Here is a 23397-nt window from a genome sequence, read left to right as displayed (position 1 = left end):
GTTCGCATTGTCCATCCCTCTTGGAGAGTCAACCGTGCCCAGAATCCTGATCGTCGGAGGCGGCTACGCCGGCTTCTACACCGCGTGGAAGCTCGAGAAGCAGCTCCGCCCGCACGAGGCAGAGGTCACGATCGTCGACCCGCTGCCCTACATGGCGTACCTGCCCTTCCTCCCCGAGGTCGCCGCGGGATCGATCGAGCCGCGCCACGCGATCGTCTCGCTCCGCCGCCACCTCAAGAAGACCGCGATCCTCGCCGCCAAGGTGACGAAGATCGACCACGCGAACCGCACCGCGACGATCACCCCGACCGTGGGCGAGCCCTACGAGTTCGAGTACGACCAGATCGTCGTCACCGCCGGCTCCGTCTCGCGCACCTTCCCGATCCCGGGCGTCGCCGACAACGCGATCGGCCTGAAGACGATCGAGGAGGCGACCGCGATCCGCGACCGCATGCTCACGAACTTCGACAAGGCAGCGTCGCTCCCCGCCGGCCCCGAGCGCTCGCGCCTGCTGACCGTCACGGTCGTCGGCGGCGGGTTCGCGGGCATCGAGGTCTTCGCCGAGCTGCGCTCCTTCGCGAGCGCGCTGCTCAAGCGCTACCCCGAGATCGACTTCGAGGAGACGCAGTTCCACCTCATCGAGGCGATGGGCCGGATCATGCCCGAGGTCGCCCTCGAGACGAGCCACTGGGTGCTGAAGAACCTCGACCAGCGCGGCGCCACCGTGCACCTCGACACGCAGCTCAAGTCGGCCGAGAACGGCGTCATCCAGCTGTCGACGGGCGAGAGCTTCGAGTCGGACCTCATCATCTGGACCGCGGGCGTCATGGCGAACCCGTCGATCAAGAACTCCGACCTGCCCATCGAGGAGCGCGGCCGCCTGCGCGTGCGCGCCGACCTCCGCGTCGGCCACGACGACGTGCTCGTCGAGGGCGCCTGGGGCGCCGGCGACGCGACGGCCGTCCCCGACCTCACCGGCGGCGGCGTCGGCGGCTTCTGCGTGCCGAACGCCCAGCACGCCGTCCGCCAGGGCAAGCTCATGGCCAAGAACATCACCGCGGTGCTCCGCGGCGAGGAGCCGGTCGACTACGTGCACAAGAACCTCGGCGCGGTCGCGGGCCTGGGCATCGGCATCGGCGTGTTCCAGTCCGGCAAGATCGCCGTGAAGGGCTTCCCCGCCTGGGTGATGCACCGCGGCTACCACGGTCTCGCCATGCCCTCGTGGGAGCGCAAGTTCCGCGTGGTCTGGGGCTGGTGGAACAACCTCTGGCTCGGCCGCGACATCGCCTCGATCGAGGCCCGCGAGTACCCCCGCGGCTCCTTCGAGACCTACGCGTCGCGTCCGCGTCCGGCGGCCCCGGCCGCCGAGGCTCCGGCCGCGCAGGCCCCGGCGCAGATCCCCGGCCAGGCCGGTGCTCCGGTCCCGGTCGGCGGCGAGCCCGCCAAGTCCTGACACCGCCGCCGGGAGGGTCGCTCCTCCCGGTGGTCGCCCCCATAGCCCAATCGGCAGAGGCAGACGACTTAAAATCGTCTCAGTCTGGGTTCGAGTCCCAGTGGGGGCACTCCGTCCGACGTGCCGCTCTCTAGGCGGCGCGGGCGTGCGCGCTGCGTCGAGGGGGCTCGAGCAGCCCGGCCTCGAGGGCCTGGGTGATCTCGCCCGGGGTGCAGTCGGCGCAGAGCACGACGAGCTCCTCCTCGGTGTCGCGGCCGCCGGAGCGGTCGAGGACGACGGCGTCGGTTCCGCAGAGTGCGCATTCGATCATGCGGGTACCGTACGTCCGACCTCCGACATGCGCGCGGCAGTGCCCCGGCGCGTCTCGCCCGGATCCGGCCGGGCGCCGGGCGCGCCTCCGGACCGGTCGTCCTTCCGGCCGGAGGAGCCCGGTGTTCGGGAATCGGACGAGGATCCCGCGCGCCCGCGCCGCCTCGCCTAGAGTCGTCACCGGGCGGTTCCGAGCCCGGGCGCCCGCGTCCGGATGCGAGCCGCCCGGTCCACGGCGGGCGCCGGAACGGTCCCGCTTCTCGTGCCCGCGGGCACCGTCATGCACCGCCCGGCGACGGGCGGCCGGGAGGCCCCCATGGGGAAGCTGCTCTACGGAGCCTCGGGAGTCGAGATCGAGTTCGACGACCGCACGCTCACGCACGTCCAGATCGTCATCGCCAACAAGCTGCGCCGCCGCGAGAGCTTCTTCTTCTCCTGGCGGGACGACCCCGCGGTCGGTGACGGCCGCTCGAGCATCTGGCTCGACCCCTCCGTGCCCCTCTACTTCAAGTACTTCGGCGGACGGGTCCCCTCGATCAACCGCACCTGGATCGACCTGCTGACCGTCTCGGCGAACTCGTCCGGCGGGCTGCAGCTCGTGCAGGAGCCGGACGCCGCCCCCACCCCGCCGCCGAAGGGCGAGCAGGGCGCCTGACCCCCACCCGCCACGCCCCGGAGAAGAGCCCCATGCAGCGCGACGTCTCGGCCCACCTGACCCTCGACGTCGCGGCTCCGGCCGCCCTCGTCCTGTCGATCGTGGTGGCCGACGCGTACGGGGCGGAGGAGTCGCTGACGCTCACCGTCGACGGCCGCCCGCTCGCCGCTCGCGAGGTGATCGACCAGCACGGCACCCGGCTGCACGTGCTCGACGCGCCGGTCGGGCACCTCGTCGTGGACTACTCCGCGCGCGTCCTGGGACGCCTCGCTCCGCTCGAGGGCGACGAGGTGGACCGGCTGCGGTACCTGCGGCCGAGCCGCTACGCCGAGTCGGACGTGCTGTGGGCGACGGCCCGGGCCGAGTTCGCCGGCCTGTCCGGGGCGGACCTCCTGCACGCGGTGAGCTCCTGGGTCGGCACGCGGCTGGCGTACGTCCCCGGCTCGAGCCTTCCGACGGACGGGGCCGAGCGGACGCTGCTCGCCCGCCGCGGCGTCTGCCGCGACTTCGCGCACCTCGTCGTCGCCCTCCTCCGGGCGCTGGACGTGCCCGCTCGACTGGCGGCCGTGTACGCGCCGGGACTGCAGCCGATGGACTTCCACGCGGTCGCGGAGGCCTGGATCGAGGGGGAGTGGCGGGCGGTCGACGCGACGACGCTCGCTCCTCGGTCGAGCCTCGTGCGGATCGCGACGGGACGCGACGCGGCCGACACCGCGTTCCTCGGCGTCTACGGCGGCATCGCGACGCTGCGCGAGCTGACCGTCGGCGCCGTGGCCGACGTGCTGCCGGGCGACGACCTCGACCGGCCCGTCTCGATCGGCTGAGCGGGCGGCCGAGGCCGGCTACTCCGACTCGACGAAGCGCCGCCAGGCCCAGATCGACGTGCACACCGCGCTGAAGGCGACGACGGCGAAGAGCACCGGACCCGCTCCGCCGTCGGTCGACCAGGACGCGATGGTCGGGGTGAGCAGCACGAACAGCACGGTCGTCGCGAGGAGCGTGAGCCCGAGCCAGAGCAGCGGGGACCAGCGCAGGATGCTGCGGCCGGCGGGGCGCCCGACCGGGAACAGCAGCACCACGCTCGAGCCGACCGAGATCAGCGTGGTCGCGCTGAGCACCTCCGCGGCGAGCACGGAGCCGAACGAGCCGTCGGGCGGGACCACGGCGGAGGCGCCCCAGGCGAGTCCGGCGAGACCCAGCAGCGAGACGACGCGGACGGTGGAGAGCTTCGCCCGGTCGACGGCGGATGCGCCCTCGGGGAGGACGAGGCCGATCACCACGCCGAAGAGGAGCGCCGGGTCCAGTCCCGCGAAGCGCGAGACGAGAGCGGCCGCCGCGACCAGGAGCAGCGCGCGCGGAGCGGCGACGACGCCGATCCCGCTGACGCCGATCCGTCGGCCGACCAGCGCGGGGAGGGCGGCGGCGACCGCGTTGACCACGGCGACGGCCACGATGACGGCGATCAGCAGGCGCAGGTAGGCGGGCTGGCCGTCGACGCGTCCCGAGAGCAGGACGAGGCCGGCTGCGCAGCCGATCATCCCGACGACCATCAGGCGCGGCGAGGCGGGACCGGTGTCCGGCTTGTCGTCGTACTCGACGGCGGCGCGGTTGCGGCCCGTGAGGCGCCAGCTGCGCTCGGCGCGGGGCGCCCGCCCGGCCGCGGCGAGGCGGGCCGGCACGACGACCAGGGCGAGCGAGAGCAGAGCGAGGGCGAGGGAGCGCACCCAGTCGGCCATCGAGACGACCGGCGATCCGGCGGACAGCGCGGTGGTCATCCCGGTCGCCGCGCTCCAGCCGCCCGGCTCCGATCCGGCGTCGGGGGCGGGCCGCGGCGGCTCGTCACCGCCGTCCTGGTCGGGAGCCGGGACCGGCGCTGCGGTGGGCTCGGCGGTCGGCTCGTCCTCGGGCGCGGGCGCGGCCTCTCCGGGGCGGACGGGCGACGGGGACGCGGTCGGCGCCGCACTGCTCGGAGCGGGAGACGCGGCGGCCCCGGGCGCGGTGGCCGCGGCTCCGGGGGCGGCCGGCGTCGTCGCGCTGGGCGTGCCGGTGGGAGCGGTCGTCGCCGCCGCGAAGGTCACGTCGATCCAGGGGCTCGGCGGGCTGTAGTTGCCGGCGCTGTCCCCGGCGATGGCGGAGACCCGGTGCGCGCCCGCCGTGATCGTGCCGCCGGTGCAGCTCCAGGTGCCTCCGCTGACCGCCGCGTCGCAGGTGTTGACCCGGTCCACGTACACGTAGGCGCGAGTGCCGTCCACGCCCGTCCCGGAGTAGGACGCGCCGCTGAGCGGCAGGGCGGCGCCGTTCGACGGCGAGGTGAGGGCGGGGGCGGCAGGAGCAGCGGTGTCGACCACGAGGGTCACCGGCGCGCTGGCCGGCGAGGCGGCGCTGCCGGCGAAGGAGGCGGTCTGCGTCGCGGTGACGCGGTAGCTGCCCGGCGCCGGAGTGGGGGCGAGCTGGCAGAACCACGCGCCGCCGGAGTCGGCGGTGGCCAGGCACGCGGCGCCGCCGTTCGAGACCGCGGCGACGCTCGCGCCGGGGTAGGCCGTGCCGCGGACCGAGCCCGCCGAGGTCGCCGAGCCGTCGACCGACTCGATGACGGGGGCGCTGAGGACGGCGATCGGGACGGCGGCCGAGGTGGTCCCGCCGCCGGCGAGGAGCTCCACCGCGACCAGGGTCGCTGGCCCGTCGTCGAGGGAGACGGCGCAGCTCCAGCCGCCGTCGGGGCCCGCGGTGGTGATGCAGAGGGGGTCGCCGCCGCCGCGGAGCCCGATCTGCACCTGGTCCCCGGCCGTCGCCGTGCCGGTGACCGTCGTCGCTCCCGTGCTGAGGACCGCGCCGGAGGAGGGAGCGGTGATCGCGAGAGCGGCGGCCTGCGCGGCCGGCGCGGCCAGCCCGGAGACGGAGGCGACGGCCGCGAGGAGCACCAGCAGCAGGGCGGCCGTGCGCCGCGGGGATCGGCGGAGTCGGGGCACCGGCACGACCGGTGAACCCCCCGGTACTGCCACGTCGACGCCCGATTTCACGATGCGTCCATTGCACGGGGGCAGGGGGGAGCTGTCAAGCGCGCCGCACCACTGTTCCCGGATGTACACCATCCGGAGGAGGCGTCTCAGCCGGTCGGGGGAGTCGGGGAGATCCGGGAGAGCGCTTCCGCGAGAATATACCCGTCGATCAGATCCGGAGGACAGTGGAATGCGCGAAGACGAGGCCCGCGGGCGCGATCGGCGGGAGGTGCGCGTCGAGGCTGCGCGCTTCGACGATCCGCGCGAGCTGGGCGCACTCCTGCCGCCGGGCCTGCGCATCGGACTGGCGCAGAGCGCCTTCCAGACGGAGGGCTCCCTCGAGACGGGCGGCCGTGGCCGGTCGGTGTGGGACGACTTCGCGCTGCGACGGGGGACGATCGCCGAGGAGGCCACTCCCGAGATCGCGACGGACTTCCTCCTGCGCTGGCGCGAGGACCTCGCGCTGCTGATCGATCTCGGCGTCGACGAGCTCCGGCTCTCGGTCTCGTGGCCCCGGCTGCAGCCCGACGGCCGCGGGCCGATCGACCGCGGAGGGCTCGGCTTCTACGACCGCCTGCTCGACGGGCTCGCCGAGACGGGGATCCGGGTCGCGCTGACCCTGCACCACCGCGACACCCCGTCGGCGCTCAGCGGCGGCTGGATGAACCGCGACACCGCGTTCCGGTTCGGCGATCTCGCCTTCGAGCTCGGCGGGCGGTTCGGCGACCGGGTCGCCGACTGGATCACCCTCGACCAGCCGTCGACGGTGATGCTCGAGGGCTACGCGCTCGCGCGGCAGGCGCCGGGCGCCGGCCGGCTGTTCAGCGCCCTGCCGGCGCTGCACCACCAGCTCCTCGGGCACGGCGTGGCGCTGGAGGCGCTGCGGGCGGCGGAGGTGACCGGGAGGATCGGCCTCGTCGACGCGCTCGCGCCCGTCGAGCCCGTCTCCGACGACGACCGGGACCGCGCCTTCGCCTCCCTGGCGGACGTCCTGCGGAACCGCCTGGTGGCCGACGCCGTGCTGACCGGGTCCTACCCGGTCGGACCGGAGGAGCTGCCGCCGTTCCTCGGCGCCCTCGCGCAGGCGGATCCGGTCGACCTCGCCCGCATCTCGGCTCCGCTCGACTTCTACGCGGTCGCGCCGCTGCCGCCGCTGCGGATCGTGGCGGGCCGCGACCCGGCGCTGCCGACCGGGGTGGGCGCTCCTCCCGCGCTCCCCTTCCACACGGCGCCCTGGCCGGAGCTGGACCGCACGGGCGACGGCTCGCCGGTCGCACCCTGGGCGGTGGTCTCGGTGCTGCGGTCCCTCGTGGAGCGCTACGGCGACGCCCTGCCGCCGCTGGTGGTGACCGCGCTCGGCGCGAGCTACCCCGACGAGCCCGATCGCGAGGGTGCGATCGTCGACACGGAGCGGATCCGCTGGCTCGGGGCGCACCTGGCAGCTCTCGCCGAGGCCGTCCACGACGGACTGCCGGTGGAGGCCGTGCAGCTCTGGACCCTGGTCGACGCGTTCGAGTGGCAGCACGGCTACAGCCGCCCGCACGGGCTCGTGGCCGTCGACACGCGCAGCCGGGACCGCGTGCCCAAGGCGTCGTTCGATTGGCTCCGGCGCGTCCTCGACGCCCGCTCCTGACGCGGGGGCGTGCGAGACTGCCGCCGTGCGCAGCATCCTCGCCCTCGCCTCCGTCCTCCACGCCGACCCCGCCCCGGTGCTCGCCGCCCTCGCGGACGTCCTCGCCGCCGACGGCGCGTACGAGCGGCGGGGGAGCGGGCTCGAGCGCCGGCTCCCCGTGCTCGGCGTCGAGCAGTGGCGGGTCCTGGCGGACGAGGAGGGGGCCCGGGTCGAGTGCGAGCTGGTCGCCGCACCCGCCTCGTCGGCGCTCGCCGGGGTCCTCCTCCGGCGACGGATCCGCGAGGCGCCGGACCGGTTCCGCGCGGTCGTGACCGCGGTCGCCGACGCGGTGGAGTGACGCTCCGGGGACGCCCGCGCGGGTCCGCTCCGCAGCCCGCTCTCCGCTCCGCCCGCCGCCCCGCCTCCACCCCGCGCCAGCGCCCCCCGAACGGGGAATGCGCGGGCGCTCGCCGCTGTTGTCTACCGATGACGGGACGGGGCTCGGCGCCCCGCCCACCGGACAGCTCGGAGGAGCCAGAGGCAGATGGCAGGAACAGGGATGAACAAGGGTCGAGGGGCGCGCGGCAGTGACGACGAGATCGTCTACCGCCGCCACGCGAACGGACGCGGCATGGTCGCTCCCGGATCGCGCGTCTCGGCGACCGCGTACGTGGAGACCGGCGCCTACGTGGAGCCCGGCGCGACCGTGGGCGAGCGCGCCTGGATCGGCGCGGGCAGCTGGGTCGACCGCGACGCCATGATCGGGCACAGCGCCTTCATCGGCGCGAACGTGCACGTCGGGCCCGAGGCGATCATCGGACCGGGGGCGCGGATCGGGAGCTACTCCCGCATCGGACGCTCGGCCGTGATCGCGACCGGCGCCCGCATCGACCGCGACACCGTGGTGCCCGACGGCGCCCGGAAGGGCATCGACGAGGCGAGCGAGAGCGGCCGCCGCGCGGCCTGACCCCCACGACCCTGTTCCGCCGGCTCCCCGGAGCGGCGGAATAGGGTCGTTCCATGTTCGAACTCCACCACCTCAGCGCCCAGGAGCAGTGGGACTGGCTGCAGCGCGGAGAGGTCACGCCTCTCGAGCTCGCCGATCACTACCTCGCCCGGATCGAGCGCTGGACCGGGGAGCTGGGCGCCTTCGCCACGGTGACCGCCGATCGGGCGCGGGAGCGGGCATCAGCGCTCGGCACCGGGCCCGGCACCGCTCCGCTCTGGGGCCTGCCGAGCGGCGACAAGGACCTCTGGCGGCGCGCGGGCGTGCGGACCGCATTCGGATCCCGGCTGCGCGAGCACCACGTGCCCACCGCCTCCGACGAGATCGTCGAGGTGCTCGACGCGGCGGGAGCGGTCAGCCTCGGCAAGACCGCGACGCCCGAGTTCGGGATGCCCTCCTACACCGAGACGCGCATCGGCCCGCCCGCCGTCACGCCCTGGGACACCCGCCTCGGGGCCGGCGGATCCAGTGGAGGAGCGGCGGTCGCCGTCGCCGCGGGACTGCTGCCGTTCGCCCCCGCCTCGGACGGCGGCGGGTCCATCCGCATCCCCGCCGCGGCCTGCGGCCTGGTAGGACTGAAGCCCTCCCGCGGACGTGTCGCCGCGCTCTCCGGCATCGGCGGAGTCGGCGGCCTGACGGTCGCCGGGCCGATCACCCGCTCGGTCGCCGACGCGGGCCTCCTGCTCGAGGGCATGCTGGAGCGGACGAACGGCCGCCTCCCGCAGCGCTGGTCGCTCGGCGCGCCCGGTGACGGCGACGGCTCGTTCCTCGGCGCCGCGGTGCGCGGAGAGGGGCGCTTCCAGATCGGCGTGCTGACGGACTCGCCCTGGGACGAGGAGTACGAGATCGCTCTCGCTCCGGAGGCGCGCGCCGCGCTGGACGAGGGGATCGCCGCGCTGGCCGCGCTCGGCCACGGGCTCGAGGAGGCGTCGCTCCCCCCGAGCGCCCCGTACCCCGCCGCGTTCCGGACGCTGTGGCAGAGCGGCGCCGCGACCCTGCCCGTCGAGGGCGCGGACCTCGATCTGCTGGAGCCGCTGACCCGCTGGCTGGTGGAGGAGGGACGCCGGCGCTCCGCCCGCGAGATCGTCGGGGCGGCGTCCTGGCTCTCGGGCTACGAGCGCGCGGTGATCGCGGCGTTCTCCGGCGTCGACGCGGTCCTGACGCCGTCGCTGGCGATGACGCCGCGTCCCGTCGGCTGGTACGACCTCGATGATCCCGAGCGCAATTTCGAGCAGCAGTGCCTCTACACGCCGTACACGTCCTTCGTGAACGTGAGCGGCCTCCCCGCGATCACCCTTCCGCTGAGCACCACGGAGGAGGGCCTGCCGATGGGAGTCCAGCTGATCGGGCGACCCGGCGGCGAGGCGACACTGCTGGCGATCGGCGCGCAGCTCGAGCGGCGGGCGCGCTGGCAGAGGCGGCACCCGCCGCAGTGGTGACGGGGGAGGCTGCAGTGGTGACGGGTCCGGGCGCGGCCGCACGGCGGATGGTCAGGGTCCGGCTCTGGTCACTGAGGTAAGCCTTGCCTATACTCGAACACGATGTGCATGTTCGAGGACCGCGACGGCTCCGCGCCGGTCGACGTGAAGCAGTTCCTGATCGCGGGCGACGAGACCGTCGTGCCGTGGATCCAGAGCATCCTCGACGCCCTTCCCGCGAACGCCCGCGGCCAGGTCTTCGTCGAGGTCGACGACGCGCGCGGACTGCCGCCGCTCGCCGCCCCCGGACGGGTCTGCGTCACCTGGCTCGGCCGCTCCGAGCGCTCGGGCGCCCCCGGCACCGGTGAGCGATGCTCCCGCGGAGTCGCGCTCGACCGCGCGGTCCGGGCCTGGGTCGGCGAGATGTCGGTCGTCGACGGCGACTACCCGTGGGCCGACGGCCGCCACGACTTCTGCGCCTGGATCGGCGGGGCCGGCCCCGTCGTCGCCGAGCTCGCCGCCGACGTCGAGGCGCGCCTGCGCACCTCCGCCGAGCACGCCGCGCGCTGACCGTCCGCCGGGCGTCCCGGTTGAGTGTTAGGCAAGGCTTACCTTCTGTGCGAGACTGAGGCGATGCCTCCGACGACCGCCGCCCCCGCCCGACCGGCCTACCGGCCGTACCTCGCGACCGTCGCCGCAGCGACCCGGATCGCCCCGCACTTCATCCGCGTGACCCTCACCGGCACCGGCCTCGACCACGTCGGCTGCACCGGCCCCGACCAGCGCATCAAGCTCGTCGTCCCCACCGCAGCCTCCAACGCCCCCGCCTTCCTCGCCTCCGTCTCGGACCCCGACGGACCCGACGGACTCGACCCCGACTGGTACGGCCGCTGGCGACAGCTCCCCGACGAGCTCCGGAACCCGCTCCGCACCTACACCATCCGCGCCGTCCGCCCCGAGGACGCCGAGGTCGACATCGACTTCGCCGCCCACGGCGACACCGGACCGGCCTCCGCCTGGGTCGAGAGCGCCCGCGCCGGCGACCAGATCGTCATCATCGCGCCCGACACGCGCTCCGACCTCCCCGGCGGCGGAGTCGAGTTCCACCCCGGCGCCGCCACCTCCCTCCTCCTCGCCGGCGACGAGACGGCCGTCCCCGCCATCGCCGCGATCCTCGAGAGCCTCGACGACGACGCCACCGGAGCCGCGTTCCTCGAGGTCCCCACCGCCCACGACCGCCTCCCGCTCCACCACCCCGCCGGCGTCCACGTCACCTGGATCGTCCGCGCCGACGCGGCAGCCCCCGGAGCGGCCCTCGGCGACGCGGTCCGCGCCTGGGCCACCCGCTTCCTCACCGCCCACCACCGCGGCGTCGACGTCAGCGACATCGACGTCGACCACGAGATGCTCTGGGAGGTCCCCGACGAGAGCACCGACCCCGGCCTCTACGCCTGGATCGCCGGAGAAGCCGGCGCCGTGAAGCTGATCCGCCGCTGCCTCGTCACCGAGCTCGGACTCGACCGGAAGCGGGTGGCGTTCATGGGGTACTGGCGCCTCGGCCGCCAAGAGTCCAACTGACCCGGAGCGCCGCAGGGCGACGTTCTGCGGTGTTGTCGTCGGGCGCGATACCGCCGGTATCGCTTCCTCCTCCGCCTTGCAGAACGACGCCCTGCGACGCTCCGGGCACTGCTCGAAGAGGATCGGCGCGCCGGAGGCGCGACCGCGGGGGACGGCGCGCCGGAGGCGCGACCGCAAGGGGGACGGCGCGCCAGGGGCGCGACCGCAGAGGATGCGGCGCGCCGGGGGCGCGACCGCGGGGGACGGCGGGCTGGAGGTGTGACCGCGGAGGACGATGCTGATCGAGTGGATCTCGCAGAGGGCATCTCGAGATCCACTCCGACGGACTTCGCGCGTGATCGAGCGGTTCTCGGGTGCCTGGCGAGTCGGGCGACCACGCCCGGACATGCTGATCGAGCAGCCCTCGGGGAGGGAGTATCGAGATCCACGCCCGACCGATCTCGCGGCTGATCGAGAAGCTCGCAGGCACACACCGAGTCGGGCGACCGCGCACAGACCTGCTGATCGGGCAGCCCTCGGAGAGGGTGTGTCGAGATCCTCCCGGCGAGCGCGCGGGGTGCTCCGCGCCGCCCCGCGCCGAGTCGGCGGCGGCGGGGAGCGGCAGCGGCTACAGGGTGGGGGAGACGCCCACGAGGCGGCTGGAGAGGGTCCAGAGGTCGTGGGCGAGAGCGCGGTCTCGGGCCTGGGGGTTCAGGGAGCCGTGCGGTGTCAGCTGGTCGAAGTAGGTGCCGCTCGCGGCGCCGACGTCGGGCTCGGAGGCGAGGGTGATCAGCGGCACCGCACCCGCCTCGGCGGAGATGCCGAAGGAGCCGACCGAGAGGCTCGTCATCAGCTTCATCATCGTGCTGTCGGCGCCGAAGCTCGTCGAGACGACGCCCGGGTGGAACGAGTACGCGTCGACCGACGTCGTCAGCAGCCGCTCCGCCAGCTCGCGGATGAAGAGGATCGTCACCAGCTTCGACGTGCCGTACGCCCGCCAGCCGCCGAGCCACGGACCGCGGCGGTTGTCGAGGTCGTCGAGCCTCAGGCGACCGAAGCGGTTCGCGAGGCTCGCAGTGGAGACGACGCGGACGCCGGCCCGCTCCCTCGAGGTCTCGATCATCCGCGGGAGCAGGAGCCGCGTGAGCAGGAACGGCGCGAGATGGTTGCTCTGGATCGTCCGCTCGTGGCCGTCGACCGTCTCGGCGCGGTGGGAGACGAGCCCGCCCGCGTTGTTCGCCAGCACGTCGATCCGCTCGTAGCGCTCGAGGAGGCCGTCGGCCAGGGCGCGGACGTCGTCGAGCCGGTCGAAGTCGGCCAGGAACGCGTCCCCTCCCACGTCGGCGGCGACCGCGCGGGTGCGCTCGGGGTTCCGCCCGACCACGGCCACGCGGGCACCGGCGGACGCCAGCGCTCCCGCCGCGACCCGGCCGATGCCGGAACTGGCTCCGGTGAGGACGACGACGCGCCCCGTCATGTCAGTGACCACGGAGATATCCGCCCTTCTCGAGACCGGCTTCGATCTCGAATCGATTGCGCAGCGGATCGCGACCCGCCACCGTGTACGCGAACGGGAACCACATCCCGTAGAGCCGCCACTGCTCCTTGTGCACGGCCTCGTGCTCGAGGACGCTGTCGGAGACGTTGGTGCCCGTGAGGTAGCTCGTGCCGACGCAGGACCCTCCGCGGCCGAACGCCCAGGAGGGCAGACCGGTGAAGACGACGAGGCCGTGGCTGCGCCGGATCGGGCCCGTGCTCCACAGCGCGCCCCAGGCGAGTCCGACCGCGCACGCGAAGAGGTAGCCGGGCCGGGTGATCGCCGGATCCAGGGCCACCGTCGCGACGGCTCGACGGAGCGCGCTCACGCGCTGTCGCGTCCGTAGGTCTCGAGCAGCCGCAGCCAGACCTCGCTGATCGTCGGATAGGAGGGGACCGCGTGCCAGAGGCGCGAGAGCGGCACCTCGCCGACGACGGCGATCGTCGCGGAGTGGATCAGCTCGCCGACCTCCTTGCCGACGAAGGTGACGCCGAGGACGACCTTCCGGTCCTCGTCCACGACCATCCGCGCGGTGCCCGTGTAGCCGTCGGCGGCGAGGGCGGCGCCGGCGACCGAGCCGATCTCGTAGTCGACGACGCGGGTGCGGTAGCCGGCCTTCTCGGCGGCCGCGGCGGTCAGGCCGACCGACGCGACCTCGGGGTCGGTGAAGACGACCTGCGGCACGGCCTCGTGGTCCGCGGTCGCGACGTGCGCTCCCCAGGGGGCGTCGTGGACCTCGGCACCGGTGGCGCGCGCGACGATCACGTCGCCGGCCGCACGGGCCTGGTACTTGCCCTGGTGCGTGAGCAGTGCGCGGTGGTTCACGTCGCCCACCCCGTAGAGCCACGGACGCCCGCCGCCGAGGGGAGCACCGTCGCCGCCCAGCACGAGCATCGTGTCGTCGACCGTCAGCGAGGAGCCGGGCTCGAGGCCCACCGTCTCGAGGCCGACGTCGCGGGTGTGCGGGGCGCGGCCGGTCGCGGCGAGCACCTGGTCGGCCTCGATGACGTCGCCGCCCTCGAGCGTCACGGCCACGGTGCCGTCGGACCGGCGCTCGACCGAGACGGGCAAGTCGCCGAGGCGCAGGTCGACGCCGAGCTGCTGGAGCGCCGAGCCGACGAGCTCGCCGGCGAAGGGCTCGAACGGCGCGAGGAGTCCGCTGCGGGCGACGAGCGTGACGGAGGAGCCCATGCCGGCGTAGGCGGTCGCCATCTCGGTCGCGACGACTCCGCCGCCGATGACGACGAGGCGCGGCGGCACCTCCTCGGCCGAGGTGGCCTCGCGGCTCGTCCAGGGGGATGCCGCGCGCAGGCCAGGGATGTCGGGGACGACGGCGGTGGTGCCGGTCGCGACGGCGACGGCGGAGCGGGCGCGGAGCACGCGCACCTCGCCGTCGGGTCCGGTCACGGTCACCTCGCGCTCGCCGCTCAGGCGGCCGTGCCCGCGGACGAGCTCGATGCCGGCGCCCTCGAGCCACTGCACCTGGCCGTGGTCGTCGAAGTGGCTGGTGAAGGAGTCGCGGCGGGCCAGGAGCGCGGGCACGTCGACTCCTCCGCTCACCGCCTGCGCCGCGCCGGGGAGATCACGGGCGGCGCGGAGCGCCATCGGCGGCCGCAGCAGCGCCTTCGAGGGCATGCACGCCCAGTAGGAGCACTCGCCCCCGACGAGCTCGCTCTCGACGACGGCCGCGGTGAGGCCGCCCTGGACCGCGCGGTCCGCGAGGTTCTCGCCCACCGGCCCTGCTCCGATGACGATGACGTCGAACTCGTCCGTCGTGCTGCTCATGCTGTCTCCCTGGGGTTCTCGGAGGCGTCGAGCCCCGTCGTCGGTGGGTGCCCGGCGCTCAATGCGCCGGCACGATCTCGGCCCGCCAGCCGTCGTAGCGGCCGCCGTGGCTCTCGACCGCCTCGATCACCTGGCGGAGGAACGCGGTGGTCGACTCCTCGTCGACCGCGGCGTGGTGGCTCGCGACGAGGACCTGCCTCAGCCTCAGCCGCGAGATCGCGATCTGGAAGCCGGAGGCCACGAGGACGCGCCCGGCCCATCGTGCGGTGCTGCGGCGGGAGAAGACGGCGAAGTGGTCGACCTCGCGCAGCTCCCACACCTGGTCGCCGTAGCGGAGCCGGATCTCGAGCTGCTGCGCGGCGCGCTCCTGCTGCGCCTCGAGGGAGGAGCCGCCGGGCGCCGGGACGGTGGTGCTCTCGTCGCTCATCGTCCGGTGAACTCCGCCGTCGTGCGCTGGAGGAAGGCCTCGGTGCCGATGCGCGCGTCCTCGGACGCCGCGAGACGCGCGAGCGCCCCGGGGAGCGCGGCCGCGGCCTCGGCGTCGGACGCGGCGACCGCGAGCCGGGCACTGGCCAGGGCGGCCTGCACGGCGAGCGGCGCCTGCGCGGCGATCCGGGCGGCCAGAGCCCAGGCCGCCTCGGCGACCGTCCCGTCGGGGACGACCTGCTGCACGAGGCCGATGCGGTGGGCCTCCTCGGCGTCGAAGAGGTCGCCGGTGAGGATCCAGCGCATCGCGTCGCCCCAGCCGACGGCGCGGGGGAAGCGCAGCGTCGCTCCGCCGAAGGGCAGGATGCCGCGGGCGACCTCGATCTGGCCGAAGCGGGTGGACCGCTCGGCGAGGACGACGTCGCTCGCGAGCGCGAGCTCGATGCCGAGCGTGAGGCAGGTGCCCTGGAGGCCGATGACCACCGGCTTGCTCACAGGGCGGGTGCGCAGGCCCCAGGGGTCGAGACCGCCCTCGGGCACGAAGTCGAGGCCGTCGGAGCCCAGGCGGGGCCCGATGTCGGCGAGGTCGAGCCCGGCCGTGAAGTGCCCGCCCTCGGCGAGGACGACGCCGGCGCGCAGCTCCGGGTCGCGGTCGAGCTCGCCGTACGCGGACGCCAGCTCCGCGAGCAGCCGCAGATCGGCGGCGTTGCGCTTCTCGGGCCGGTCCAGCACGATCGCGAGCACGGTCCCGCGCCGCTCGGTGCGCACGCGCGGTCTCTCGTCGCTCATCGTTCCTCCGCTCGGTCGCGTCCGACCATCTTGCCGGGTGCCGCCGACACGCGCTCGGGCTTGCGCGCCGATGGCAGGGCTCTCTCAGGCCCCGCGGGACAGAGCGCCGAGGAGGCGGAGGATCGTGGGCAGGTCGTCCTCGGCCGCGGTCGGCGACGCCGGGGCGAACGAGGTGACGCCGGCGCCCGCGAGCGGGAAGCGGGACCGGAGGGCGTCGAGGCTCGCGACGAGGCGCGAGGCGGGCACGCCGAAGGGCACCGGGTCGAACAGCCCGGCGAGATCGGCGGGGTCGAGCACGTCCAGGTCGAGGTGCACGTAGACGGAGGCGGCACCGGTCGCCTCGACCGCCGCGACGAGCGACTCCGGGTCGAGGGCGTCCGCGGGCAGCACCGCGGCCCCCCGCTCGACCAGCGGCTCGAGCTCGCCGTCGTCGGCGGAGCGGACACCGGCGAGGACGACGCGCTCGTCGGCCACCCGCTCCTCGGCGCCCGCGCTCAGGAGGCCGACGCCGCGGCCCAGCGCGGCCGAGAGGACCATGCCGCAGAAGGCGCCGCTGGGGGAGGACTCGGGAGTGTGCGCGTCCGGGTGGGCGTCGAGCCAGACCAGCGCGACCGGGCCCGGTGCCGAGCGCACGGCGTGCCCGATCGCCGCGAACTCGACGCCGCAGTCGCCGCCGATCGTGATCACGGGACCGGTGCGGCCCGAGAGGGCCTCGCGCACCCGCTCGGCGACGGTGGCGACCGAGGCGTAGCGGCGGATGCCGGTGTCCTGGGCGTCGCCCGCCTCGGCGGGGATGTCGAGGGTCGTGGTGGCGGAGGAGGGCAGATCGCCCCGGATCGCCTCGGCTCCGTCGACGAGGCGCATCGCGCGCGTCGACGCCGAGCCCTGCCACTGGGGGACGACGAGGAAGGAGGCCATGTCCCTCACTATGGCACGCGCGCCGCTGCCGGGTGCCTGCGTCCTCAGGCCGCGGGCAGGCCTCCGGGGACGGCTGCTGGGCGGAGCGACGGGGGTGCGCCGTCGAGGTCGACCAGGGCCTCGTCGAGCGCGGAGCGGGCGCGGTCGGCGGCGGCGCGGGCCTCGTCCAGAGCGCCGGCCGGATCGCCTGCCGCACGGCGCACCGCGGTGTCCAGCTGCCCGAGTGTCTCCTCCGCGAGGATCCGGGGTGCCGCGGTGATGCGCTCGCCGTGCACGGCGGCCAGGAGCAGCACCGACTCGGCACCGAGCAGGGCCGCGGTGCGCGCCGCCTCGAACAGGAGGAGCTGGCGCTCGGCCTGGGCTCGCGGCTCGCGGTACCCGGAGACGACGGCGTCCAGAGCGGAGTCGGCGTCGAGCAGCAGGACCAGCAGCGCGGCCGGATCGTGGCGGGCGCCGGCCGACCGGGCGTCGTCGGCGTCGAGGAGGAGCGACCGTGCCGCGGCGCACGCGACGGCCACGTCGGCGGCGGAGGCGAGCTGCGCCGAGGTGCGCAGGTCCGAGAGGGTGGCGGCCCGCTCCAGGTCGTCCCGCACGGAGCGCTCGACGCCGCTCAGCTGCACCTCGGCGCGGGTCACGAGCCCGACCAGCGAGTCGACCGCGTCGAGCAGGGCGCCGGGATCGGGGGAGCCGCCGGCGGCGACGTGCTCGACGGCCTCGCGCAGCGGTCGGACCCGGCGCTCGGGAGTGGTCCCGGCGAGGACGGAGACCTCGGAGCGCGCCTGCTGCACGCGCTCCGGGAGGGACGGGCTCGGCGAGGTCACTCCGTGATCGTACGGCCGGAGTGTGACACCGCGTGACACGGCGGTTCGACCAGCGGCGGCGGCGTGCCCAGGATGGAGTCATGACCCGCTCGCTCGCCATCGTCGAGGTCGCCCGCGTGCGACCGGGCCGCGAGGAGTACCACGCCTACGTGCAGATCCTGAACGGCCGCATCCTCGCCCTCGCGCACGAGCGCGGCTGGCGGGCGGAGCGCTTCGCCGCCGAGGAGCTGGGCACGGAGGAGCTGCTGGCGCGCACGGCGGGGGCGGATGCCCTCGTCCTCGCGGGCGGCGAGGACATCGCTCCCGAGCAGTACGGCGCCGACCGCGGCTACCCGGCCGAGGGCCCCCACGCGGAGCGCGCGGACGCCGCCCAGATCGCGCTGGTGCACCGGGCACTGGCCCGCCGGACCCCGCTGCTGGGCATCTGCCGCGGCCTGCAGATCGTCAACGTCGCGCTCGGCGGCACGCTGGTGCAGGACCTGGGTCCGGAGGCGGAGCACGTCAACGCGGCGGCCCCCGCTCACCAGCGCATGCACCGGCACGAGGTCGGGCTCGCGGCGGGCTCCGTGCTCGGCGGGCTCTTCGGGTCCGAGGCGCTCGCGGTGCAGAGCGCGCACCACCAGGCGGTCGACCTGCTCGCTCCGGGGCTGCGGGTCGTCGCCCGGGCGGAGGACGGCGTGATCGAGGCCGTCGAGCACGTCGCGGCCCCCCTCGTGGGCGTGCAGTGGCACCCCGAGGACCCGGACGCTCCCGCCGGTCAGCTGGCGACGCTGCTCGACGGGCTGGCGCTCGCCGCCGCCCGCGGGGAGTTCGCGCTGCCCCTCGCCGCCTGAGCGGCCGGGGCTCCCCGCGGGCGACCGGGCTCAGCGGGCCAGTCGGGCCATCCACGCCTCGATGTCGTCGGCCGAGCGCGGGATGCCGGCAGAGAGGTTCTCGGCGCCGTCGGCGGTGACGAGCACGTCGTCCTCGATCCGGACGCCGATGCCGCGCAGCTCCTCCGGGACCGTGAGGTCGTCGGGCTGGAAGTAGAGGCCGGGCTCGATCGTGAAGACCATGCCCTCCTCGACCAGTCCGTCGAGGTACATCTCGCGACGTGCCCGGGCGCAGTCGTGCACGTCGAGCCCGAGGTGGTGGCTGGTGCCGTGGACCATGTAGCGGCGGTGCTGCTGGTTGTCGGCCTCGAGCGCCTCCTCGGCGCTGACCGGCAGCAGGCCCCACTCGGCGGTGCGCCGCGCGATGACGGCCATCGCCGCGGCGTGAACCTCGCGGAAGCGGATGCCGGGTCGGACCATCGCGAACGCGGCGTCGGCCGCCTCCCGCACCGTCTCGTGAACCTGGCGCTGGGCGTCCGTGTAGCGGCCGTCCACCGGGAAGGTGCGCGTGATGTCGGCGGTGTAGTAGCTGTCCTGCTCGACGCCGGCGTCCAGCAGCACCAGCTGGCCGGGGCGCACCGGCCCGTCGTTGCGCGTCCAGTGCAGGATGCAGGCGTGAGGGCCCGCCGCGGCGATGGTGTCGTAGCCGACCGCGTTGCCGTCGGCGCGCGCGCGTCCGTTGAAGACGCCCTCGATCAGGCGCTCGCCCTTCTCGTGGGCGATGATGCGCGGCAGGTCGGAGAGGACGTCCTCGAAGCCGCGGCCCGTCGCGTCGACGGCGGCGCGCAGCTCGGCGATCTCGTAGGCGTCCTTGACCAGGCGGAGCTCGGCGATGTCGCGCTCGAGCGCGGCGTCGCGGTCCGCCCGCTCGTCGGCCTCGACCGCGTCGAGACGGCCGGTCACCGCCGGGTCGGCCTCGCGCAGCACGGCGAGGGGGACGCCGTCGTGCGCGTCGAGGGCCGCGTCGAGCTCGGCGATCCCGCGGGTGGCGAGGCCGAGATCGCTCGCGACCTGCGCGAGCGACGGGCGCGGCCCGATCCAGAACTCGCCGATCTCGGGGTTGGCGTAGAACTCGTCGGAGTCGCGGCTCGCGCGCTCGCGGAAGTAGAGCGTCGCGCTGTGGCCGGACCCGGCGGGCTCGAGGACGAGGACCGCGCCGGGCTCGGAGTCGGAGCCCCAGCCGGTGAGCCAGGTGAAGGCCGAGTGCGCACGGAACGGGTAGTCGGTGTCGTTCGCGCGCTGCTTGAGGCGGCCCGCCGGGACGACGATGCGCACGCCGGTGTGCAGCGCGGAGAGGCGCTCGCGGCGGGAGGCGGCGAAGGACGCCTGCTCGCGCGGAGCAGGCAGCGGCTCCTCCCGCTCGGCCCAGCCGGACGCGATGAAGTCGCGGAAGCGGTCGGAGGCGGGGGTCGTCGAGCGGTTCGCGGTGGCGCGGGGGCGCGGGGCGGCGGCGGGGTCGGGCGTCTGAGCGGCGGTCCGCTCCTCCGTGTTCGTCATGGCTCCCATTGTCCTCCTCCGCACGGCCGCGGGGGCCGCCACGGGCCGAGCGGGGGAGGAGGACGGGGAGTCGGCGTCCGGGGAGGAGCGTCAGGACGCGTCCTTCACCATCCCGCGGACCGAGAGCTGGACGACCAGCGGCCGGTGGTCGCTCCCGGCGTCGTCGCGGTCGTCGACGACCTGGTAGCCCGAGACCTCCCAGCGTCCCGAGAAGAGGACGTGGTCGATCGGGGCGCCGAGCGCGGGCGGGACCGAGGACGGCCAGGTGCCCAGGGCGGCGCCGCCCGCGACGGTCCCCGCGTCGCGGCAGCCGCCCAGCGCGGCCGAGCCCGGCAGCCCGGTCCAGTGGTCGACCGTGGAGTTCAGATCGCCGAGGACCACGACGTCCTCCTCCGCGGAGCAGAGCGCGGAGACCGAGAGCAGATCGCTCCGCCACTCCGCGAGGCGCGAGGGGATCGGCGCCATGGTGTGCACCGCGGCGAGGACGGGGCGCTCGGGAGTGTCGGGGCGTGCGACGAGGGACGGTGTCGATCCGGTGACGACCGCGGCGGTGTCGACGCTGTAGCCGCCGAGCGAGGGGGAGAGCAGCAGGGCCGCCCCGTCCTCGGCGCCCGACCCGGCGTAGTGGAGGGTCATCGACATCCCCTGGGCGCTGAGCGCGTTCACGACGTCCTGCGCGTGCGTCTGCGAGACCTCGAGGAGGGCGATGCCGTCGACCGCGCTCTCCCGGGCGAGCGAGGCGATCGTGTCGACGGGCACGCCGTCGTGCAGCACGTTCCAGGTCGCGAGGCGCACGTCGGCGAGGCGGTGGGCGCGCGGAGCGGCGGAGTCGTAGCCCCGCGCTCCCTGCACTCCCGCGAGCACGAGCGCGAAGACGACGCCGAGCGCCGCGAGGGCCAGCGCGAGGCGCCTGACCGGAGCGACGAGGACCGCGATCACGACCAGGACAGCGGCGAGCCCGACGGCCGCCGCGCCCGTCGCGAGCCGGAACGGCACCAGCTGGGCGAAGGGGGCCTCCCGGGCGATCCCGAAGAAGCCGGGCGCCGCGACCACCAGCAGAGCGATCGCCACGATCACCGCCACCGCGGTCTTCACCAGTCTCGTCCCCATCGCCGCCCAGGCTACTAGGGCATCGGAGGGCTCGCAGGCGGCGCGTCTACGATGAGCGCATGCATGTCGACGGGGGCCGTTACGACCTCCACACCCACTCCGTCGTCTCCGACGGCACCGAGGCTCCGGCCGTCCTGGTGCGGGCCGCGGCCGCGGCCGGGCTCGCCGGAGTGGCGCTCACCGACCACGACACGACCGGCGGCTGGGCCGAGGCGCTCGCCGCGGCCGAGGAGGCGGGCATCGACCTGCTGCCCGGCATGGAGCTCTCCTCCCGCGTCGGCTGGGCCAGCGTCCACGTCCTCGCGTACCTCGTCGATCCGGCGGATCCGGGGCTCGTGGCCGAGACCGCGCGCATCCGCTCGGCCCGCACGCACCGCGCGGAGGCGATCGTCACCGCGATCGCGGCCGACTACGACCTCACCTGGGACGACGTCCTCGCCCAGACCAGCCCGGGCACGACCATCGGGCGTCCGCACATCGCCGACGCGCTCGTCGCCCGCGGCCTGGCCACCGACCGCTCCGCGGCCTTCGCGGGGATCCTCGACTGGCGCGGCGGCTACTACCGCCCGCACTACGCGCCCGACCCGGTCGACGCCGTGCGCCTGGTCCGCGCGGCGGGCGGGGTCCCGGTCATCGCGCACCCGGCCGCGAGCGCCCGCGGGATCGCGGTCGAGTCGATCCTCCCGCAGCTCGTCGACGCCGGCCTGTTCGGCCTCGAGGTCGAGCACCGCGAGAACACGGCCGACGGCAAGCGCCGCCTGCGCGAGCTCGCCGAGCAGTACTCGCTCGTCACCACGGGCTCGAGCGACTACCACGGCACGGGCAAGCCCAACCGCCTGGGCGAGAACACGACCGCGCGCGCGACCGTCGACGCGATCCGCTCCTCCGCCCGCTGAGTCGCGGAGAGCCGCTGACAGGCGGAGAGCCGCCGGATCACCGTGACCGCTGAGGGGCGGAGAGCCGCTGAGTCGCGTGGGGACCCCGCTGAGTCGCGGGAGAGCCGCTGAGACGCCGAGAGCCCGCCCTCCCGCGACGGATCGCGGGGGGACGGGCTCGGGGCGCGGAGGCTCAGGCCTGCGCGTCGGGGCGCGGGGAGCGGCGGCGCGACCGGGTGCGGCGGCGCGGCTCGCTGTTGCCGTCGTGGTGCTCCTTGCTCTCGCTCGAGGGAGCGGGGCCGGTCTGCTGCGGAGCGGTCGAGTCGGCGGAGTCGGAGCGGGTGCGGCGACGCGGCGGCCGGTCGCCCCGCTCGGAGCGCTCGCCGCGGTCGGAGCGCTCGCCCCGGTCCGGGCGCGCGTCGGCCTTCGCCTCGGCGGGGATCGGGGTCGGCTTCAGCCGTCCCTTGGTCCCCGCGGGGATGTCGAGGTCGGTGTAGAGGTGCGGCGACGACGAGTAGGTCTCGACCGGGTCGGGCTGGCCGAACTCCAGCGCCCGGTTGATGAGGGCCCACTTGTGCAGGTCCTCCCAGTCGACGAAGGTCACCGCGATGCCGGTCTTGCCCGCGCGCCCGGTGCGGCCGACGCGGTGCAGGTAGGTCTGGTCGTCGTCCGGGATCGTGTGGTTGATCACGTGGGTGACGTCGTTCACGTCGATGCCGCGCGCGGCGACGTCGGTGGCGATCAGGATGTCCTTCTTGCCGGCCTTGAACGCCGCCATCGCGCGCTCGCGCTGCTCCTGGTTGAGGTCTCCGTGCACGGCCGCCGCGTTGAAGCCGCGGTCGTTGAGCTCCTCGACGATGCGGGCCGCGGCGCGCTTCGTGCGGGTGAAGATGACGGTCTTGCCGCGGCCCTCGGACTGCAGGATGCGCGCGATGACCTCGTCCTTGTCGAGCGAGTGCGCCCGGTAGACGATGTGCTTGATGTTCGCCTGCGTGATGCCCTCGTCGGGGTCGGTCGCGCGGATGTGGATGGGCTTGTTCATGAAGCGGCGCGCGAGCGCGACGATCGCGCCCGGCATCGTCGCCGAGAAGAGCATGGTGTGGCGGGTGGGCGGCGTCTGCGCGAACAGCTTCTCGATGTCCGAGAGGAAGCCCAGGTCGAGCATCTTGTCGGCCTCGTCGAGGACCATCACCTGCACGTTGGCGAGCGAGAGCAGGCGCTGCCCGGCGAGGTCCAGGAGGCGGCCGGGGGTGCCGACGACGATCTGCGCGCCGGCCTTCAGCTGCTCGATCTGGCCCTCGTAGGCCTTGCCGCCGTAGATCGAGACGATCTTGGTCGGCCGGTTGGAGGCGGCCAGCTCGATGTCCTCGGTGACCTGCACGGCGAGCTCGCGGGTCGGGACGACGATGAGCGCCTTGACGCCCGGCTCCGGGTCGGTGCCGAGGGCCTGGATGAGGGGGAGGCCGAAGCCGAAGGTCTTGCCGGTGCCGGTCTTGGCCTGGCCGATGATGTCCTGCTTCTGCAGGGCCAGGGGGATCGTCTGCTCCTGGATGGGGAACGGCTCGAGGATGCCCTTGGCGGCGAGTGCGGCGACGATGTCGTCGTCGATGTTCAGATCGGAGAAAGTCACGGAGTGAAGCGCCTGTCGTGTCGAACGGTCTACGCCCCTGTACGACTCCGGGCGCAGGGTCACCGATCCAGCGCCGGTGACATCCCGGCGAGTCTACTGCTCCCGGCCCCGCCGGCCCCGGAACCCCG

Annotated in this window: 23 protein-coding genes and 1 tRNA gene; 12 read left to right on the top strand and 12 right to left on the bottom strand. The window is 74.7% G+C overall.

Features of this window, described 5'->3' with window-relative positions; genetic code table 11:
- Window positions 1-34 precede the first annotated feature (34 nt).
- Complete coding sequence (locus C5C37_RS01025; RefSeq protein WP_104225019.1) at window positions 35-1453, top strand: NAD(P)/FAD-dependent oxidoreductase; 1419 nt, start codon at window positions 35-37, stop codon at window positions 1451-1453.
- A gap of 35 nt (window positions 1454-1488) precedes the next feature.
- A tRNA-Leu gene (locus C5C37_RS01020) sits at window positions 1489-1562 on the top strand.
- A 21-nt stretch (window positions 1563-1583) separates the two neighbouring features.
- On the opposite strand, the gene C5C37_RS01015 is transcribed toward C5C37_RS01020, so the two are convergent.
- Window positions 1584-1763: a hypothetical protein gene (locus C5C37_RS01015; RefSeq protein ID WP_104338284.1), complete on the bottom strand. Its 180-nt coding sequence runs from the start codon at window positions 1761-1763 to the stop codon at window positions 1584-1586.
- Window positions 1764-2078: 315 nt separating this feature from the next.
- Between C5C37_RS01015 and C5C37_RS01010 the strand changes: the two genes are divergently transcribed.
- Together C5C37_RS01010 and C5C37_RS01005 are read left to right on the top strand one after the other, a co-directional pair.
- Complete coding sequence (locus C5C37_RS01010) at window positions 2079-2417, top strand: ATP-dependent DNA ligase (RefSeq protein ID WP_068211888.1); 339 nt, start codon at window positions 2079-2081, stop codon at window positions 2415-2417.
- A gap of 32 nt (window positions 2418-2449) precedes the next feature.
- Window positions 2450-3241: a transglutaminase family protein gene (locus C5C37_RS01005; protein ID WP_104338283.1), complete on the top strand. Its 792-nt coding sequence runs from the start codon at window positions 2450-2452 to the stop codon at window positions 3239-3241.
- Window positions 3242-3259: 18 nt separating this feature from the next.
- Here the strand turns inward: C5C37_RS01005 and C5C37_RS17035 are convergent, their stop codons facing one another.
- Window positions 3260-5386, bottom strand: coding sequence for a hypothetical protein (locus tag C5C37_RS17035; RefSeq protein ID WP_181127340.1), 2127 nt, complete (start codon window positions 5384-5386; stop codon window positions 3260-3262).
- 220 nt (window positions 5387-5606) lie between these two features.
- Here C5C37_RS17035 and C5C37_RS01000 point away from each other — a divergent pair, with 220 nt between their 5' ends.
- The 6 genes from C5C37_RS01000 (at window position 5607) to C5C37_RS00975 (ending at window position 11030) form a co-directional block, all read left to right on the top strand.
- A complete protein-coding gene (locus C5C37_RS01000) occupies window positions 5607-7049 on the top strand; it encodes a glycoside hydrolase family 1 protein (protein WP_181127339.1) in 1443 nt (480 codons plus the stop codon).
- A 25-nt stretch (window positions 7050-7074) separates the two neighbouring features.
- Window positions 7075-7386 carry a hypothetical protein gene (locus C5C37_RS00995; RefSeq protein ID WP_104250106.1) on the top strand — a complete coding sequence of 104 codons (312 nt, stop codon included), beginning with the start codon at window positions 7075-7077 and terminating at the stop codon, window positions 7384-7386.
- 201 nt (window positions 7387-7587) lie between these two features.
- Window positions 7588-7995: a transferase gene (locus tag C5C37_RS00990; protein WP_104334124.1), complete on the top strand. Its 408-nt coding sequence runs from the start codon at window positions 7588-7590 to the stop codon at window positions 7993-7995.
- Window positions 7996-8048: 53 nt separating this feature from the next.
- Window positions 8049-9473, top strand: a complete 1425-nt coding sequence (locus tag C5C37_RS00985) for an amidase (RefSeq protein ID WP_104338282.1) — start codon at window positions 8049-8051, stop codon at window positions 9471-9473.
- A 102-nt stretch (window positions 9474-9575) separates the two neighbouring features.
- Entirely contained in the window at window positions 9576-10022 is a 447-nt protein-coding gene (locus C5C37_RS00980) for an SIP domain-containing protein (protein WP_104227425.1), read from the top strand.
- A 63-nt stretch (window positions 10023-10085) separates the two neighbouring features.
- Complete coding sequence (locus tag C5C37_RS00975) at window positions 10086-11030, top strand: siderophore-interacting protein (RefSeq protein WP_104338281.1); 945 nt, start codon at window positions 10086-10088, stop codon at window positions 11028-11030.
- 607 nt (window positions 11031-11637) lie between these two features.
- On the opposite strand, the gene C5C37_RS00970 is transcribed toward C5C37_RS00975, so the two are convergent.
- The 7 genes from C5C37_RS00970 to C5C37_RS00940 form a co-directional block, all read right to left on the bottom strand.
- Window positions 11638-12498 carry an SDR family NAD(P)-dependent oxidoreductase gene (locus C5C37_RS00970; RefSeq protein WP_244230659.1) on the bottom strand — a complete coding sequence of 287 codons (861 nt, stop codon included), beginning with the start codon at window positions 12496-12498 and terminating at the stop codon, window positions 11638-11640.
- On the bottom strand, window positions 12488-12874 hold the full coding sequence (locus C5C37_RS00965; protein WP_104227423.1) for a Fe-S oxidoreductase: 387 nt from the start codon (window positions 12872-12874) through the stop codon (window positions 12488-12490). The genes C5C37_RS00970 and C5C37_RS00965 overlap by 11 nt, the downstream gene beginning before the upstream one ends.
- A complete protein-coding gene (locus tag C5C37_RS00960) occupies window positions 12871-14331 on the bottom strand; it encodes an NAD(P)/FAD-dependent oxidoreductase (protein WP_104338280.1) in 1461 nt (486 codons plus the stop codon). The genes C5C37_RS00965 and C5C37_RS00960 overlap by 4 nt, the downstream gene beginning before the upstream one ends.
- Window positions 14332-14389: 58 nt before the next feature.
- On the bottom strand, window positions 14390-14758 hold the full coding sequence (locus C5C37_RS00955) for a ribonuclease E inhibitor RraB (RefSeq protein WP_104338279.1): 369 nt from the start codon (window positions 14756-14758) through the stop codon (window positions 14390-14392).
- The gene (locus C5C37_RS00950; RefSeq protein WP_104256199.1) at window positions 14755-15546 is read right to left on the bottom strand and encodes a crotonase/enoyl-CoA hydratase family protein; all 792 of its coding nucleotides are present in this window, start codon (window positions 15544-15546) and stop codon (window positions 14755-14757) included. Before C5C37_RS00950 ends, C5C37_RS00955 begins: the two co-directional genes overlap by 4 nt.
- Before the next feature lie 84 nt (window positions 15547-15630).
- A complete protein-coding gene (locus tag C5C37_RS00945) occupies window positions 15631-16464 on the bottom strand; it encodes an arginase family protein (protein WP_104338278.1) in 834 nt (277 codons plus the stop codon).
- Window positions 16465-16508: 44 nt separating this feature from the next.
- On the bottom strand, window positions 16509-17285 hold the full coding sequence (locus C5C37_RS00940; RefSeq protein ID WP_104338277.1) for a hypothetical protein: 777 nt from the start codon (window positions 17283-17285) through the stop codon (window positions 16509-16511).
- An 80-nt stretch (window positions 17286-17365) separates the two neighbouring features.
- On the opposite strand from C5C37_RS00940, the gene C5C37_RS00935 reads away from it, so the two are divergent.
- Window positions 17366-18118, top strand: coding sequence for a gamma-glutamyl-gamma-aminobutyrate hydrolase family protein (locus tag C5C37_RS00935; protein WP_104225036.1), 753 nt, complete (start codon window positions 17366-17368; stop codon window positions 18116-18118).
- 30 nt (window positions 18119-18148) lie between these two features.
- Here C5C37_RS00935 and C5C37_RS00930 read toward each other — a convergent pair whose 3' ends face one another.
- Both C5C37_RS00930 and C5C37_RS00925 read right to left on the bottom strand, forming a co-directional pair.
- Window positions 18149-19654: an aminopeptidase P family protein gene (locus tag C5C37_RS00930; protein ID WP_258073992.1), complete on the bottom strand. Its 1506-nt coding sequence runs from the start codon at window positions 19652-19654 to the stop codon at window positions 18149-18151.
- A gap of 90 nt (window positions 19655-19744) precedes the next feature.
- On the bottom strand, window positions 19745-20764 hold the full coding sequence (locus tag C5C37_RS00925; RefSeq protein WP_146085135.1) for an endonuclease/exonuclease/phosphatase family protein: 1020 nt from the start codon (window positions 20762-20764) through the stop codon (window positions 19745-19747).
- Between the two features lie 59 nt (window positions 20765-20823).
- On the opposite strand from C5C37_RS00925, the gene C5C37_RS00920 reads away from it, so the two are divergent.
- Window positions 20824-21660 (top strand): PHP domain-containing protein, encoded by an 837-nt coding sequence (locus C5C37_RS00920; RefSeq protein WP_104224845.1) that lies wholly within the window; start codon window positions 20824-20826, stop codon window positions 21658-21660.
- A 172-nt stretch (window positions 21661-21832) separates the two neighbouring features.
- Here C5C37_RS00920 and C5C37_RS00915 read toward each other — a convergent pair whose 3' ends face one another.
- Window positions 21833-23269 carry a DEAD/DEAH box helicase gene (locus C5C37_RS00915; protein ID WP_104224844.1) on the bottom strand — a complete coding sequence of 479 codons (1437 nt, stop codon included), beginning with the start codon at window positions 23267-23269 and terminating at the stop codon, window positions 21833-21835.
- Between the last annotated feature and the right edge of the window lie 128 nt (window positions 23270-23397).

The organism is Rathayibacter sp. AY1F9, assembly GCF_002932155.1.
In the GTDB taxonomy this organism is placed as follows: Bacteria; Actinomycetota; Actinomycetes; order Actinomycetales; family Microbacteriaceae; genus Rathayibacter.
Note: the sequence above shows the minus strand (reverse complement) of the source record. Positions and strands in the feature narration are given on the sequence as shown.